Annotated in this window: 15 protein-coding genes and 1 pseudogene; 5 read left to right on the plus strand and 11 right to left on the minus strand. The window is 46.1% G+C overall.

Going from position 1 to position 16,437, the window contains the following annotated elements; genetic code table 11:
- Positions 1-184: 184 nt before the first annotated feature.
- Positions 185-988 carry a helix-turn-helix domain-containing protein gene (locus MHB43_RS31435; RefSeq protein ID WP_405131046.1) on the minus strand — a complete coding sequence of 268 codons (804 nt, stop codon included), beginning with the start codon at positions 986-988 and terminating at the stop codon, positions 185-187.
- 117 nt (positions 989-1,105) lie between these two features.
- Between MHB43_RS31435 and MHB43_RS31440 the strand changes: the two genes are divergently transcribed.
- Together MHB43_RS31440 and MHB43_RS31445 are read left to right on the plus strand one after the other, a co-directional pair.
- Positions 1,106-2,329, plus strand: a complete 1,224-nt coding sequence (locus tag MHB43_RS31440) for an MFS transporter (protein ID WP_405131047.1) — start codon at positions 1,106-1,108, stop codon at positions 2,327-2,329.
- 78 nt (positions 2,330-2,407) lie between these two features.
- Positions 2,408-3,190, plus strand: a complete 783-nt coding sequence (locus MHB43_RS31445; protein ID WP_405131048.1) for an ABC transporter ATP-binding protein — start codon at positions 2,408-2,410, stop codon at positions 3,188-3,190.
- A 200-nt stretch (positions 3,191-3,390) separates the two neighbouring features.
- Here MHB43_RS31445 and MHB43_RS31450 read toward each other — a convergent pair whose 3' ends face one another.
- The 5 genes and pseudogenes from MHB43_RS31450 to MHB43_RS31470 form a co-directional block, all read right to left on the minus strand.
- The gene (locus MHB43_RS31450) at positions 3,391-4,119 is read right to left on the minus strand and encodes a class I SAM-dependent DNA methyltransferase (RefSeq protein ID WP_405131049.1); all 729 of its coding nucleotides are present in this window, start codon (positions 4,117-4,119) and stop codon (positions 3,391-3,393) included.
- Between the two features lie 155 nt (positions 4,120-4,274).
- Complete coding sequence (locus MHB43_RS31455; RefSeq protein WP_405131050.1) at positions 4,275-5,570, minus strand: glycosyltransferase; 1,296 nt, start codon at positions 5,568-5,570, stop codon at positions 4,275-4,277.
- A 155-nt stretch (positions 5,571-5,725) separates the two neighbouring features.
- A pseudogene (locus tag MHB43_RS31460) lies at positions 5,726-6,600 on the minus strand (diguanylate cyclase domain-containing protein).
- Positions 6,601-6,728: 128 nt separating this feature from the next.
- The gene (locus tag MHB43_RS31465; RefSeq protein WP_339180582.1) at positions 6,729-7,838 is read right to left on the minus strand and encodes a glycosyl hydrolase family 8; all 1,110 of its coding nucleotides are present in this window, start codon (positions 7,836-7,838) and stop codon (positions 6,729-6,731) included.
- Positions 7,839-7,939: 101 nt separating this feature from the next.
- The gene (locus MHB43_RS31470; protein ID WP_237178046.1) at positions 7,940-8,380 is read right to left on the minus strand and encodes a MarR family winged helix-turn-helix transcriptional regulator; all 441 of its coding nucleotides are present in this window, start codon (positions 8,378-8,380) and stop codon (positions 7,940-7,942) included.
- Positions 8,381-8,565: 185 nt separating this feature from the next.
- Here MHB43_RS31470 and MHB43_RS31475 point away from each other — a divergent pair, with 185 nt between their 5' ends.
- A complete protein-coding gene (locus MHB43_RS31475) occupies positions 8,566-9,006 on the plus strand; it encodes a GNAT family N-acetyltransferase (RefSeq protein WP_339180584.1) in 441 nt (146 codons plus the stop codon).
- Between the two features lie 172 nt (positions 9,007-9,178).
- On the opposite strand, the gene rlmN is transcribed toward MHB43_RS31475, so the two are convergent.
- The 3 genes from rlmN to greA form a co-directional block, all read right to left on the minus strand.
- Positions 9,179-10,273, minus strand: coding sequence for a 23S rRNA (adenine(2503)-C(2))-methyltransferase RlmN (rlmN, locus tag MHB43_RS31480; protein WP_221820042.1), 1,095 nt, complete (start codon positions 10,271-10,273; stop codon positions 9,179-9,181).
- Between the two features lie 177 nt (positions 10,274-10,450).
- A complete protein-coding gene (locus tag MHB43_RS31485) occupies positions 10,451-11,806 on the minus strand; it encodes a sodium-dependent transporter (RefSeq protein WP_339180587.1) in 1,356 nt (451 codons plus the stop codon).
- Between the two features lie 283 nt (positions 11,807-12,089).
- A complete protein-coding gene (greA, locus tag MHB43_RS31490) occupies positions 12,090-12,566 on the minus strand; it encodes a transcription elongation factor GreA (protein WP_221820044.1) in 477 nt (158 codons plus the stop codon).
- A 289-nt stretch (positions 12,567-12,855) separates the two neighbouring features.
- Here greA and MHB43_RS31495 point away from each other — a divergent pair, with 289 nt between their 5' ends.
- The gene (locus MHB43_RS31495; RefSeq protein ID WP_339180589.1) at positions 12,856-13,728 is read left to right on the plus strand and encodes an arylamine N-acetyltransferase; all 873 of its coding nucleotides are present in this window, start codon (positions 12,856-12,858) and stop codon (positions 13,726-13,728) included.
- Between the two features lie 81 nt (positions 13,729-13,809).
- On the plus strand, positions 13,810-14,496 hold the full coding sequence (locus MHB43_RS31500; RefSeq protein ID WP_405131051.1) for a 4'-phosphopantetheinyl transferase family protein: 687 nt from the start codon (positions 13,810-13,812) through the stop codon (positions 14,494-14,496).
- Between the two features lie 174 nt (positions 14,497-14,670).
- Here the strand turns inward: MHB43_RS31500 and MHB43_RS31505 are convergent, their stop codons facing one another.
- Together MHB43_RS31505 and MHB43_RS31510 are read right to left on the minus strand one after the other, a co-directional pair.
- A complete protein-coding gene (locus MHB43_RS31505; RefSeq protein ID WP_221820284.1) occupies positions 14,671-15,417 on the minus strand; it encodes a Bax inhibitor-1/YccA family protein in 747 nt (248 codons plus the stop codon).
- Positions 15,418-15,625: 208 nt separating this feature from the next.
- Entirely contained in the window at positions 15,626-15,982 is a 357-nt protein-coding gene (locus MHB43_RS31510) for a nucleotide excision repair endonuclease (protein ID WP_076213814.1), read from the minus strand.
- Positions 15,983-16,437 lie beyond the last annotated feature (455 nt).

Here is a 16,437-nt window from a genome sequence, read left to right on the forward strand (position 1 = left end):
TTATTTCTTCTCAATACTTGCCATAATCATAATTACAACGTTGTAATTTTAATCTAAATGTATACGCTTACATAAACTTTTTTCCATCTTAGCAAAGTCTTCGATGTTTGGCAACAACAAAAATCAGTGGCATGCTGTAACGTACTAAATACAGTCTCGCATGCGCGAGACTGCCCATTGAAATCTACACATGATTCCGATATTCCATCGGTGTCATCACATACACTCGCTGAAAGGCTCTGTAAAACTGACTGACGCTGGAAAATCCCAGTTCATAACTGATTGTTGTTACTGAATCCGCTGTATGGCGGAGCCTCCTGGACGCTTCTTCTACGCGCAAATTCAGCAAATATTGATACGGTGTTGTTCCCGTAAGAGCCTTGAAAGAACGCATAAAATGATACCGGCTCTGATGCGCGACCATCGCCATCGAATCAATATCCATTGGACCTGTGTAGGCACTGTGAATGTAATCCAGCACTCGTTGGAGATGCGGGTCCATGAATGTATCGGAATTTACAGTCTTTTTTCCATTTTCCTGCCCCGTCAACATGCGTCTTAGATACGTCTCAACCGCCAGTTCTGTTTCCTGCACTTGCAGCATTTCGGGCACATCATCTAACAAAATAGAATTCCAGCCTCGAAACAGACTGCTGATCTCAGCAGGATCAAATGTCTGGGTAGGTCGAAACTCAGCTCGCCCCCCACTTAACTCCGCACCTTCGAAACTGCCTAATGGCGGTTTACGGAACTTGATCACAATGACAGCCGAATCCGACCCTATCTCAAAATAATGCTCAGTCTGGGGATGAGCAATAATCCCTATCCCTGCTTTTAGCGGGTATGCATGCCGTTCCTGTACCAGATGACATTGACCTCTGACCGGCAGCGTTAGCTGATACCAGTCGTCATGTACATGCGGCTCATTCGCAAACCCTCCGGTAGCTTTCCATAATTCCAACCCATTTAGCGTCATGTTTAATTCCATCGTTTGCTCACCTGCTGACATTATAGCAAATCGTGCTCACTTTCCAAGCACTTTTCACAAAGACATGATCTGCCCCCATCTTTTATCATTGAAAAAAATAATTCGAGGTGATCTCCCATGGCTCAGGCCACTTTAAGCAAAATGCAAATCAACTCCTCCGCCAATTGGGCACTTGCCGGAGTCAGCTTCGCCCATCTGCTGAATGATGCGATGCAGACAGTTGTTCCGTCTGCTTTCCCGCTGTTCCAGCAGACCATGCAGCTCAGTTTCGCCCAGATGGGCTGGATTGCCTTCACCCTGAATATTACCGCATCCGTCCTTCAGCCACTGGTCGGTTATATGTCAGACCGCAAGCCCATGCCGATCCTGCTTCCCGGAGGCATGTTATTCTCCCTGATCGGTGTTCTCGGCTTAGCCTTGTCTTCCGAGTTATGGATGCTGCTTGTTTCGGCAGCATTGATTGGCATAGGCTCATCCATCCTCCACCCCGAATCCTCACGCGTGGCCCATATGGCAGCCGATCGTGGACGCGGAATGGCGCAGTCGATCTTCCAGGTGGGAGGCAACACAGGACAGGCTATTGCTCCATTACTGGTCGCCTTCATCCTGCTGCCACATGGACAGCGAAGTTTTCTATGGCTGATGGGCTTTGCCCTGATCGGCATCTTCATTCAGTCTATGGTCAGTCGTTGGTACAGAGACAAGCTTGCCGAGACTCGCATTCGTCAGCAACGCCCTCTAAAATCAAGCGGCGCAGAGCCAGTGACACAGCCTGTGAGCAGGGGATTCATCGCTTTTACAATGGGAATTCTCATCCTGCTGTTATTCTCCAAATTCGTATATATTGCTGGCATGACCGGGTATTACGCCTTCTATTACGCCGATGCCTATGGCTTGCCTCTCTCCCAGGCACAGATCTGTCTGTTTATTTTGCAATTTGCAGGTATGGTCGGAACCTTGCTTGGCGGCCCACTCGCTGACCGCTACGGACGCAAACCGATGATCTGGTTCTCCATTGCAGGCACTGCACCGTTTTCCCTGCTGCTACCTTATGCAGGACCCGTCTTGTCCATGGTATTATGCGGAATGATTGGACTAATCCTGATGTCCGGCTTCAGCGTCATCATTGTCTATGCACAGGAATTACTTCCTCGTCATATTGGAACGGTATCCGGATTGTTTTTTGGTCTGTCGTTTGGCATGGCTGGACTTGGTTCGGTTGTGTTAGGTTCCTTAATTGACGTGACCAGCATTGCGTTTGTTATCAAGTTATGTTCGTTTTTGCCACTGCTTGGTGTGTGTGCTGTATTTCTGCGCAAGGACCAACCAAGAACAGCGTGATAACCGTTGAAACCTCACTGATTTTGTGACTACAATACACCTAGGAGAATTGAGGATAACAGAAGGAAGGAATAACGCATGATTATTGATGTACAGCATGTCACTTGGAAAAGGGGACCCCTTACCCTGCTGAACGATGTGAGCTGGCAGGTGAATGACGGTGAGCACTGGGCATTGCTTGGCCTGAATGGCTCCGGCAAAACAACACTCCTGAACATGATCACCGGGTACCTCTGGCCAACCGAAGGCAAGATATCCGTGTTAGGCCATGAATATGGGGATGTGGATCTGAGACAGCTTCGCAAATCCATCGGCTGGGTCAGTTCATCTCTGCAAGAGAAATTGCATGGCACAGACCGCACACAGTATGTCGTGATCAGCGGTAAACACGCCACCATTGGCTTGTATGACAAGCTGTCAGATGATGATCTGGAACAGGCACAGGAATTGATGCAAACGCTGGGCTGTCGGCACCTGTGGGATCGCGAATATCGTACCTGTTCTCAAGGGGAGAAACAGAAACTTCTCATTGCACGAGCACTTATGGCCAACCCACGCGTACTTATTCTGGACGAGCCTTGCAATGGACTGGATCTGTTCTCAAGAGAGCGACTGCTGGAGAGTATCCGTGAATTGTCCCAGCGACCGGATACCCCTTCGCTCATCTATGTCACCCATCACACGGAGGAAATATTGTCCGTCTTTAGTCACAGCCTTTTGCTGCGCCGAGGTGAAGTTGTCAGTAGCGGATTAACTGGCGATCTGATGAACACAGAAGTGCTGAGCAACTTCTTCGAGGCACCTGTGGAAGTCGATCGACATGGTGAACGTGTCTATGTCAGAGCTGCGGCGGATTTATAATTGCGGGGTTATACACAGCAAACGTAACATAGGTGAAGAAACTTAACAGTAAAAAACCCGATATCTTATCCACATGTGGATAGATTTCGGGCTTTTTACTCCTATATCTAGTGTTATCCACCGTTTTCTGTGTAGAACTTTCTAATTTATGAGTATAACTTAGTTATGTCCTTCTATTTATCTATACACTTTATCACTATCTACTTCCGGGCACTTAAAAACAGAAACAATGGGATACGCTGCCTTCGTAGATAGGTTTCCTCGTTTACAAAATAAGCACGTTGTGGTGCCGACTCGCGCAAATGTTCTACACGGAATCCTGCCCGCTGCAATGCCATAAAGTATGATTCAATGGAACGATGCATCTTTTTCACAGAACCGCCCAGCCACTGCTGCTCCCGATATCCTTCCACAAAATACTGATCAACCACCCAATCCGTTCGAGTCCCGGAGGGTTGCAGTGTAGACGTGATCACAGGATGTTCTACCGAGAATACAAATGTCCCGTTCTCTTTCAACGTATTGTATATGTTGTGGAACAGGCTCTCCACATCTTCAATATAGTGAACAGCCAGTCTCGATATAACCAGATCGTACACTCCGTCCGGATAGGTCCAGTCTTCCATGAACGCTTGCTCAATCCGCGCATTTAATCCTTTTACCGACTCGTTGGCTGCCTGAATCATATTCACGGAGCCTTCAATCCCCGTATATGTTGTACCTTCACTCTCCATACTGAGCAATTCTGCCGCGAACCTTGCATCTCCACAACCAAGGTCCAGAATATTCTTGCCAGCAACGTCTCCGATCAACTCCAGCATCACCGGCTTCTCCAATGTATCATTGGCGTTCTCCTGCCACTTGCGACGTTCCATGTACTTTTCGAAATTCGCCTCATTATCGTAAAAATCCGATCCTCTGCCCTTCATTCTGTGACCCTCCATTTCGGATAAGCATGCTTCCTATTTACAGCCTGTAAGAGTATACAGAATATGGATGTCTCTGACTATAACAAAAAAAGGCTGTTGTCTGGAGTTATCCAGCAAACAGCCTTTCTGCCTTACACTTATAACATTTACGCCGCTTAGCCAAAACGTTCTGTTTTGTACCATTTGCTTTCGCGTTTCCGAATCTTGTCCATGATCAAGGAGTAGAAAGCCTTGATCGAGATCAGGATGAACAGCTGTGCATACGTGAAATAGGATACGCAGGCATAGATGAAATTACGAGTATTGCTCTGTCCAATATCTGCGGCAAGTGCCAGATTGATCTGTAACACGTAAATAAAGTACATAAGTGCCCAACCAATGACCAGGAACACATACGCATCGCCGGCAAACTGGAACGGTGAACTTACCTCTGGTTTAAATATGGCAATGACCCGATAAACCAGATTCACGAGAAATATAATATCCGATACAATGATCGCAAGCATAAACCAGAAATAACTGACGGCATAATAGATGACAAGCAACTTATTACGCCAACTGGAACGGTTAAACAGGTTATGAATATTATCCAGTACCACCTGGTAGTTCCCCTTGGCCCAGCGTTCGCGCTGCTTCATGTATACACTAAGCTGTTCCGGCTCCTGCTGATAAGCTTCCGCTTGCGGCGCAAGCGCCACAAACTGTCCGCGATTCAAAATCTCGAATGATAGCGCCGTATCTTCTGTAATGGCTGTCACATCCCAGCCGCCAATCTCCCGGATCAAGTCGGTTTTGATAATGTAATTCGTTCCCGGGATGGAACCCAGCTGAAACAATTCCCACAGACCCGTGTGATACACACGTTGCGAAGTGATGATCTCCAGATTAATGCATTTGGAGAGGAAATTCTGTCCTCTGTTGCGTGCTTTGTTTCTGCCAAAAACCACGCCATATTGTTCAGGGTTCTCAAGCGATTTTTGGGTCAAAAACATTAATGAATTCCGTTCAGGTGCGGCATCTGCATCGAAGATACAGATCCAGTCGCCCGTGGCAATTTCCAGTCCGTCATTTAATGCCCCGGACTTGCCACCGGTTCCTTTTCGCTCCATTACCGTCACATTACGATGCATATAGCTGGTCTGACTGAGGAATGATCTCAACTTCTCTGCGGTATCATCTGTACAGTTATCCGCGATCACAATGACCTGAACTTTATCCTCCGGATAATTCAGGCGCAGGATGTGCTCTACCGTCGCAACAATGACCAGACCCTCGTTATGCGCAGGTACCATGACCGTGACTGTTGGATAATGATCCATATCTTCAGGGATCTGAATCCCTTTTTTGTCCTGTTTATTAATAAAACGAATCGCACCTGCCATAATAACAATCGACTCGAATACGGCAATCCAGATACTAAATATGGATAATATTAATATAAAATCAGCCACTTACTTTCCTCCGATCATACTTGCGAATAACTTTCGACCGAAAGCGAAGGGTTGCAATTGTTAACCAAATCGTGAATACCGCAAATAAAGAACTGACGGCGATACAGATCGGGATGAACCAGGACATATAGTCCACAGCGCCTCTCTCCTTCCCGTTATATATATTCTCCGATGAGATCGGTCTCTGTGTTTCGTTCAAGGGCAGCAATAACCGCGTCAATGTCCTCGTACTTGCTGAATTGCTCCTTTTGGAATACCAGAGCACCAGAGCGTATCACCGTCTGCAGTTCATTTCCCTTTTTATCAATAATATGAAGATCCATGATGGCTTTTTTGTCCGCTGTGTAAGAAGTGGAAGGTATTCCACATTCACCATTGGACATAAGATGACAAAACGCCCACGATCCACGAAAAATTTATAATCCTCATACCGAATCTGCTTCTGGATCGTACCCGAGATTTCAAGCAGGAATTGTGCATACCGGACTGAACCAAGGGATTCCATCACCAGTGGCAAGAATTCAATCTTGAACATGGCAATGCTGAATCCATACTTTTCGGAGTAGCGACGAGCAAGGTTACTGTGTTTGATTAACGTATCTGCCAGAGCTCCCTTATTACCAAGCGTGGTATCCAGATCGATTTCCGGGTTACGATCCTGCATATCCTGAAGACGTTCCACTACACGCGCACTGCGCAGCAGACTTGCCTTGATGAACGCAGCCACGGCAACGTTGGCAGGGATGAGCAACCACCAGGAGAATACAAGCACATTTGCATCAGCATAAGTAACAAGCCACACAAAATAAGAAACCAGATATACAAACCCCGCCACGACGGATACGCCAACAGGCAGAAAAAGACCAAAAACCAAAGCACCCAGCGACACGATACTAAAAATCATATCCCCTGTAGTGTAGCTCTGATCCATGTACACTTTAAGATAAATCATCAGTTGCTGCATGAGGGCTAGTCCAATTAAAAAGGCATATCCCCATGCAATACGGCGGGTAGGCGCTTTATTCCTCATAGTTCCTTCTCTCCGTTGAATTTTTAGAACTCTTGTTCAAACTCATTTCTTTTATATTACAACAATTTATGACATGTTTAGACAAAGATATGCTAACACATTGCAGAGTTCATTAAATGACAAAATCCTTACTTTTTAATACTTTTCTGTAAATTAACTTCTCCCAATAAAGGAAAAAGATTATCAAACAGATGTGTGTTACCGTCAAATACATATCCACCTGGATAACGAGTGTCCTTACCACGCAACGTAGTCATATGGTTATACAACTGTTTGGCCCATTTTGGATCACCTGAACGAACAGCGAGTAAGATAGCGAGGCCATATACCGAGGAAGATTCATAAGAGACGGCAGGTGTGCGTGATTCTCGCTTATACTGTCCGGGCAGCTGATGCCGGGTGTTGAACTCCTTTTTCAAAAAGGAAATGAGCTTGTCCGGTTTGCGGTCGGTCACGGTTAGATGATTCGCCACAATCAACTGGTCGATCAGATTCACCGTATCATCATACGTATATTTTTTATGGACCACATCGAAGGTCTTCGGATAGAACAATCCATCGTCAGGCATCTTCTTCAGCAAAGCTTCGTACTTGGCATAGGTTCCCGGTTCCACCATCTGATGTTTTTCCATCAATTGAAGAGACGGGAGATCAACATAAACCAGGCTTAATGTATCTGTGGAGTGACCACTCGCAAAATCGTGAAAATCCACATAATATCCTTTATTCCGAACCGATTGCGAAAGTGTACGGGATATTTCCGAAGCCGTTTCCAGCTTGGCTTCTCTTCCTTGTTTCCATTGATCTGCTGCCTTTAATAAAGCACCGACAATTCGAAAATCATCGCCAAGCGCGTTGGTAGTCACTTGAGATTCACCTTTGGCATTCAGCTTCCAGGCAATATATTTTTGCGGCGTGAGGAAATAGGTGGTCAGCAGTTCATAGCTTTCCTCGAATAACGCCTGATCATTCTTGGCTACAGCATATTGCATCCAAAGACCAAGTGACTCAGATAAAGCCTCTCTGCCTGCTACGATGTCCGCTCTCTCTGAGGTAGCATCTTGCAAATAGGTCGCAATTGTACCATTGGGATTAGTCATATGATCTTGAACAAAGGATACCGTAGGGGATGATTCATTCATCACAAACCGCTCCTTCACAAAAATAATTAACGCTGCCGTGATACTGACTGCCAATATGATCCACCACGTTAGCCTTTTCCGGTTTACCCGTCTCATGACTCCCTCCTGTACTGATGTTTCTCTGGCATAATGGCTCTTCTCCTTTGGATAGGTTCGGCTAGAGTCTGGGATGCAGGGGTCAAGGATCGTTCCTCTGTTCATTCCGAAATATCCATGTAGGGTCGCCGTCCACCCTTTTTGACAAATTTCCAGTCCACCTCGATATTATGTCGCATTCGACGGAGAAGCATGACCGCGGTCTCGATCTCTTCCTCCGTCAGACCATCCAGAGTCACCTGATCCGAATGCACGCCCTCTTTACGAATGAATTCCCATGCTTCAAGCCCAGCTTCGGTGGGATACAACACCTTATTCTTCTTATTACCCATTGCTGGCTGTTTAATAATGAATCCATCGGATTCGAGTTTGCTAATAGCTCTGGCCGCCGTCGTGCGATCCACTTTGATCAGTTCAGCAAGCTGATTCGGAATAATGCCCGGATTCTCACAGATTCGATACAGATATAGATATTGTCCACGGGACAGGTTCAGATGCTGAAACTCGACGTTACTGATTGAATCCAGACAGCGGGCAATCATACCAATTTCACGCAGCACTTCTTTTTTCTCAGTCAACACACTCACGCCCCTATAAAATTGTTGCAATCGCAACATAATTGATGGTATAACTACTGTTGAAAAGAACGAGATTCGTTCCACATTCCTGTTATGTACCAGTTTATCACGTCAGGATAACATTACGATCACCCAAAGGAGAAACATTCATGAATACAACGATTGTTGAAGTTAATAATCAGGAATTGCTCGATGCCTGCTTCGCCATTCGCACCGCTATTTTTGTTGAAGAACAAGGTGTACCCGCAGCGGATGAATTCGATGCTTATGATACATTAGACGCGGAGGCGCGCCACATTCTGCTCTATGTAGACGGAGTACCTGCTGCTTCCTCTAGACTGCGCATTGTGGAACAGGTCGCCAAATTGGAACGGATCTGTGTCATGCTCAATTACCGTAAACACGGTCTGGGCCGTGTGCTGATCGACAAGCTGGAGCAGATGGCTGTTGCTGATGGTCTGGAGAAAGCCAAGCTGCACGCACAGGTACAAGCTTCCGGGTTCTACGAACGTCTTGGATATGCGCCCGCGTCGGAAGTATTTATGGAAGACGGCATTCCCCATCTGCTGATGACCAAAAAACTGAAATAAATGACATTCCAAAAAACGCCTCCGTTATCACTTCTCAGTGATATTCAGAGGCGTTTTGCATTCAAGCAACGCATTCATGAGTGACTCAACAACGGTAAATGGCACGTACAAAGTACGAGCACTGATTATAATAACCATGCATTCTACTTACTTGCCAGCTCCGTGCTGTGCCTTATCCCATTGCCAGACGGTCTGGCTCGGATTCGGCAGCGTTGTTCTTCATTTGTTTACTACGCAACTGTCCGCAGGCGGCATCGATATCGGTACCGTGTTCCATACGTACAGTAGAGTTGATGTTGTTCTTTTTGAGTGTATCATAGAAGCCCAGAATCGATTCTTCTGTACTCCGTTGATACTGACTGTGCTCATCCACCGGGTTGTATGGGATCAGATTCACACTGACCATACTTCTGCGACTGGACAACAGTTCAGCCAACTCCGCGGCATGCTCACGTTGATCGTTAACATCACGCAGCAGGATGTACTCAAACATGATACGTTTGTTCGTTGTAGCCAAATAATAATCCACCGCATCCATCAATTGCTCAATCGGGAAAGCCCGGTTGATCTTCATGATGTGTGTACGCAGTTCATTATTAGGTGCATGCAGAGAGATCGCCAGATTAACCTGCAGACTGCTGTCTGCAAATTCCTTGATTTTGTCCGGAAGGCCACTCGTGGATACAGTAATCCGTTTGGCGGCAAGTGCCAGTCCTTTGCGATCTTTAATGACCTCGATGAAATCACTCATGTGCTGGAAGTTATCAAATGGTTCACCAATACCCATCACAACCACGTTGGTTACCCGTTCGTCTTGACCCGCTGCATCCAGATGTCGCTGCACATGCATAATCTGTTCCACAATCTCTCCAGCGGTCAGGTCTCGGCTCTTCTTGATCAGACCGCTCGCACAGAAGCTACAACCAATATTACAGCCCACTTGTGTAGTCACACAAACGGTAAGCCCGTATTTTTGCCGCATCAATACCGTCTCAATCAGGTTGCCATCCTGCATCCGAAGCAGAAATTTCACGGTACCATCTGCTGATTCCTGCTTCACATGTTCGCTCAGAGAGTTCATTGTGAAATGCTCGGAGAGTACATCCAGACATTCCTGACGGACATCAGACATCGCAGGAAAATCGTGTACACGCTCTTGATATAACCATTCCCAGATCCGGGATGCACGGGATTTCTTCTGCCCATGCTCCGGCAGCCAGGAACGTAATTGCTCTAATGTTAATCCATATATGGATGACTTGTTCATTGTATAATCCTCTTTTCGCTAAAAAGCTATGGCTTATCGGTCCTACCCAAAAAACCTCTACTCCGTATTGTCCCAAAATTGAAGCGGGAAAACAAGGGCTTTAGCATTTCTTCCAAGAGGTTTTATCTATGGCAAATCTGCACAACAGACAACATTTATACCTATCTGGTCTTCAGTTTAGAAGTGAATGATACCGGAAGTGTGCAGTAGAACCAGCAGAACCAGGATCGGTGCCACGTAACGAAGCATGAACAACCACACCCGGAACCATCCGGAACGCAGTCCTGAAGCTTCCGCAGCCGTTTTCCAGAAGTATCCGGCAAAAATCGTCACAAGCAATCCACCCACAGGCAGCAGGATGTTGGATGCTACAAAGTCCATCCAGTCGAACACACTCTTCGATCCAATGGTCCATTCAGGCAGCAAGCCGAGCGACAATACTGAAGGAAGTCCCACGATGAAGACTGCGAGTGATATCACCCATACTGCACGACTGCGGCTCCAGGACAGACGTTCCATGAAATATTTCACCGGAACTTCCAGCAAGGATACTCCCGAAGTCAATGCGGCAATAGCCAGCAGGATGAAGAACAGTCCGCCAAACAGGAAGCCAAGCGGCATCGCCGAGAAGGCTGCCGGAAGTGCTATAAAGATGAGTGACGGTCCTTGGTCCGGTGCAATACCAAACGAGAATGTCGTTGGGAAGATGATCAGGCCGGCAATGAACGCATAGAGCAGGTCCCCCGCCCCAACAGCGATGGTTGCCGCTCCGAGTGATTGATTTTTGTCCACATACGAACCATAGGTTATTAGAATACCCATACCGAGTGACAGCGAGAAGAAGGCATGCCCAAGTGCCACCAATGCTGATTCCGTTGTAAGTTGTGAGAAATCAGGATTCAGGAAAAAGGAAACCCCTGCTCCTGCACCAGGTAACGTTACGGCCCGGATCATCAAGACAATGAGCAACACCAGCATGGCGGGAATTAACACTTTGTTAAACTTCTCAATCCCGTTGGATACCCCTTTGGCTACAATCCAGCCTACGATAAGTACCGAGACCAGTTGCCACACGATTGGCATATAACCGCCTACAAAGGAATTGAATTGTCCCGCATAATCCGGATTGTTAAACAATGTTCCACTGAAGGACGTAATCGCATATTGCAAGGTCCAGCCTGCAATAATGACATAAAAAGAAAGGATGATAAAAGGTGTCAGTACTTGCAGCAAACCGGCTGCGATCCAGCCTTTATGTCCGCCTGCTTTGATAAAAGCAGTTGCGGCACTTCCTCTGCCGCTACGACCAATCGCAAGTTCTGCGAGCAGCACCGGCAGACCAATCAGCAGCAAACAAACAATGAAGAGCAGGAAAAACGCAGCTCCTCCGTTCTCCCCCGTAATGTACGGGAATTTCCACATGTTACCCAGACCAACCGAACTACCAATGGCTGCCAGAATGAATCCGGCGCGAGAGAAGCGCTCACCTTTGCCAGTGTTGTCTTGATCGAGATTAGGCTTACTAAAATTCATCGTATCTACTCCATCACTTTAAAGTTTTCCCGTAATTATATACTACTCACCTTGTCAGGTCATTCGAAATTCGAAATTTGTCGAAATGTTATTTTTTTACATATAAAACAAACGGAAATCTTCATCTCATAAGTTCCTTAAACACAGTATGTGATAAAGTCCGTTAGTCCAACCGTATGAAGTTACTACAAACCCATATTCCCAAACGTTCAAAGCCCAGTAGAATCAAAAAGAGGTGTCCCGTCAGCCACTTGGATGACTGCGGAGCACCTCTCTTTTTGAATTACACTTTGATTTGAAGTAACTCGTACTTGATAACGCCCATCGGAGCATTGACATGAATGACGCTGCCCACTTCTTTGCCCATCAATTCCTTGCCCAGCGGGCTCTCGTACGAAATTTTATTATCCGCAACATCGGCCTCGGCAGGACCAACCACTTTATATTCAATCTTCTCGGCGAACTCAATGTCATTAAGTAACACCGTCGATCCAATGCTCACTTTGTTGGAGTCTATATTGTCTGAAGAGATGACTCTTGCTTTTGTCAACATCTTCTCCAGAATCAAAATCCGTGTCTCCATAAAGGCCTGATCATCTTTGGCTGAATGATACTCACTATTTTCCTTCAGGTCACCGTAACTGATCGCGAGTTTAAGACGAGCTGCCAGTTCCTTACGCTTCACCGTCTTCAAATCCTTCAGTTCGTCCTCCAGCTTTTCCAAGCCTTCCTGTGTCAAAATCACTTCATCATTAGCCATTTTTCCATCTCCTAATCCTGCTATCTATCTATATTCTAACCTATATCCACTCCAAAGGGTTAGCATACCCCGGAAAAAGAAATAGCTCATCCATATATTGTATTTCAATGACATCAGAACCATGTCCATCTCTTGAGATGAATTTCAAGGCTTTGTTCAATAATTGTACCGTTACAATCTGCTCAACTGATGATGTTGTTTTCACCCGTTGACTTTTACAATGAACTCAGGGCAGCAGACGTTTTATAATCATCGCCTGCAGCCCACTATATGACGTGAGGTGATCTGGATGATTGAACTATTGAATACAGCTGAAATACAAGCCTATCTGAAACGGATTGGCATGGATGATATAAAGGAACCTACACTGGAATTCTTATTTGAACTCCAGCGGGCACATGTGCAATATTTATCCTGGCAAACGGTCGATATTTTTGCAGGTCGTCCTGCGGGAATCAGTCTTCAAGAATCGATTCAACTTATATTACAGGGACGCAGCGGCTACTGCTTTCATCTAAATGGTGCGTTTAGTGTTCTTCTCCGCTCGCTAGGTTATACGGTTAATTGGCATCGCGGGGGAGTACAGCCTCATGGGGAACAACCCCGTGTGAACTCATTCCATCTCGGTCTGTCTGTGCTTCTGGCGGATGCTGAATCGACAGTTGAACGCTGGATTGTAGATGCAGGTCTCGGCGGAATGCCCTTTAAACCTCTACCACTTCGTTATGGAACCTATGGTTCAGCTCCGTTCACGTATCAGTTAATGCCATCATCTGTTGCTGCTGAGGGATGGCGGCTTGAGTACGAGCCGAATGGTCCAAGTGAAGGAGTCGACTATGCTTCCGAGATAGTCCACGATCTGGGAGAGTTCATTCCCAAACATGAATTCTACAGTCAGGCGGCAGAATCACCTTGGCATAACGTATTTTTGCTTCGTCAGCGGGATGAGAACCGCAGTCAGGAACTACGTGGATGTATGCTCCGAACACATGATATGGAAGGAATCCAGAAAACGGAGATCCGGAATTATACCGAGTGGCGTAACGTATTAACTGAAATATTCCATGAACCCTTGGTGAATTACAGCGAACTGGAATGCCAGGATATGTGGGAGCGAGTGCAGGCTGCACATACGGAATGGAAACAAGCGCAAGAAGCATGATGATTTGGGAGGAAGAGTTGAAGAGACGTTCCATATAAAGGAAAGTTACTGAACTGCGCCGAATACGTATTCAGGTGATAAATGATGATAACTATTCGTGTGCTCCAAGTTCCAGAAGTATTGCCCGAGGCGTACTGGAACCACCTTTTGTCGCAAGTTTCTGCCGAGCGACGTGCTCAGGCTTCGCGTTTTGTGCGTCAGGCTGACGCGTATCGCTCCGTGCTGGGAGAGATATTGACTCGTGTGACTTTGAGCAAGTTAACTGGACTGAGACCTGCTGAGCTTTCCTTTACCCGTAATTCCTACGGCAAACCTTCGCTCAGTCACCATTCGGATGTACCATTCAACGTCTCCCATTCTGGTGATTGGATTGCTCTGATCTCCGGCGGTACAGATGAACTGGGCGTGGATGTGGAAAAAATAGCTCCAATTGACATGCAGATTGCAGAGCGTTTCTTCTCTCCTAAGGAGAGCCAGTTCTTGGCTGCCGAGCCTGACGATCGTCGGCTGGAAACCTTCTACCGTCTATGGACGCTGAAGGAAAGTTATATCAAGGCAGTCGGTATGGGTCTGTCTATACCACTGGACTCCTTCGCCATCCTTCCCAATGAGCGGGAAGATTGGCATTGCAAACAGGCTACGGCACATCGCTTCTATAGTCAGCGTTTGGATGATCAGCATATGCTTGCAGCCTGTTCAGCCGGGGGAGAGCTGCCGAGCAAGCCGGAAATCGTAACCTTGGAGGATCTATATACGGATTTGGTTTAGTGTGTGGCTGGTTGGGCCTCAACGAGTTGGAATCAGTTGAGTTATGTAAGAGGCCGCCATTAATAATATCCTGCTAAGGTTAATCAAAAAAGCTAACGACGTGAGTATCACGCGTTAGCTTTTTAGCTTTAAATCCACACTCCGTTTAACGTCTATCTGACGTATTGAATAGGACTAGTCCCGGCTCCGCAATTTGCCAAGCAGACGGATAATCTCAATGTACAGCCATACCAGCGTCACCATCAATCCAAATGCACCGTACCACTCCATGTACTTGGGTGCACCACGTTCAGCGCCCCCTTCAATGAAGTCGAAATCAAGGACCAGATTGAGGGCAGCCACAATGACGATAACGACTGAAATACCGATGCCGATCAAGCTGTTATCATGCAGATAAGGGATCGTAATTCCGAAGAAACCCAGTACAAAGCTCAGCAGATACATGATCATGATACCGCCAGTTGCAGCCACGACCCCAAGCTTGAAGTTCTCCGTAGCTTTGATCAATCTGGTTTTGTATGCCACCAGCAGAGCGATGAATACAGCCATGGTCAAAAGAGCTGCCTGCAAGGTAATTCCGTTATACAGGGACTCATAGGTTGCTGAGAGTGCGCCAAGGAACAGGCCTTCTGCCACGGCATAGACAGGTACCAGATAAGGTGCCGCTACGGGTTTGAACGAAATCACAAGCGCCAAGATAAAACCAACGATTAATCCACCATAAGCGAGCGGCATCACTTGTTGTCCGTTAAAGAACATCATCCAGGTTGCAAATGCACTGCCCAGCAGGATCACCAGCGTAATAAACGCTTTATTCACCGTGCCGTTGATCGTCATGTAATTCTGATATCGATCTTCTCCATATCCTCTGTTTTCAAACGTGCTGTCTTTAAGTGTAGGGTTACCGCTACGACCGATCAACACAATCACCTCGTCATATGTATTTGGTATATCTGTGATACTAAGCTTGGGCTTACTACGTTTCAAATTCTACAAGCTACTCCCTCGAAAAGATTGGGATGGCACCAGAAGGAATCGGATGCAATCCTTCGATTACATCCCTACCCCCTGGCGCAACACTTAGGACATATGTCCCAGACATTGCATGTTCATGTGCTTTTTAAGCGTCTTATTTGTACAACACTTTATCTACATTGTATTTCGCACGCATCGTGTTGATGATATACGTCTCGTAAATTTCACGATCTACCGGATCTTCAACCAGGCATACTTCAATCTTCGTTACTTCCTCGCGGTGATTCTTGATTGGTGATACGGTGTCTTCAAAATGCTTTTTGATGCGGGGTCTTAATTTTCGTGCTTTACCGACAAATAACAACTCTCCAGCGGCATTGTAAAACATGAAAATCCCGCCTAGTTCCCGGGTAATCAGGTGAAAATCAGTAAATCCATAAATGTGACTAAGCTGTGGATCAACCTGCTTTGTGATGGTTACATCCGGTGTTGGCACAGTAATATTAATCAATAGGCTCACTTCCTCATTATCTATAGGTTTAGATCTTATCACATATTATAAAGGGACACCATTTCATTCTATATGAAGTACAATTCACGCAATTTTCGCTATTACGACAAATATTTCAAAAAAAAGGTTAACTTCCCTGATTCAAAGTGGTACTATAGGGGTATGAGGAAGAAATTGGGCACTGAGACATACGTCTTTATATCTACCTCCGTCTATTGTACCCTATGATTGAATATCTTTTTCATGCTGAATTCTGTTATGTGATCACGACAAGAGTACAGTTAGCAAGAACCCTAGTTTATAGATTGTAGATTCATCATCTAATCGACCCCTTGCAGCAAGCAAACCTAGGAAGACCTAGATTCATGATTCACTGTAGATTTTTAGTATCACCTAGAAAGCCTGCAATTATAGTCGTACTGAAGTTAATAGACACACGTAGAAGGTCAGATAGC

It is taken from the genome of Paenibacillus sp. FSL H8-0317 (assembly GCF_045040685.1).
Classification (GTDB): Bacteria; Bacillota; Bacilli; order Paenibacillales; family Paenibacillaceae; genus Paenibacillus.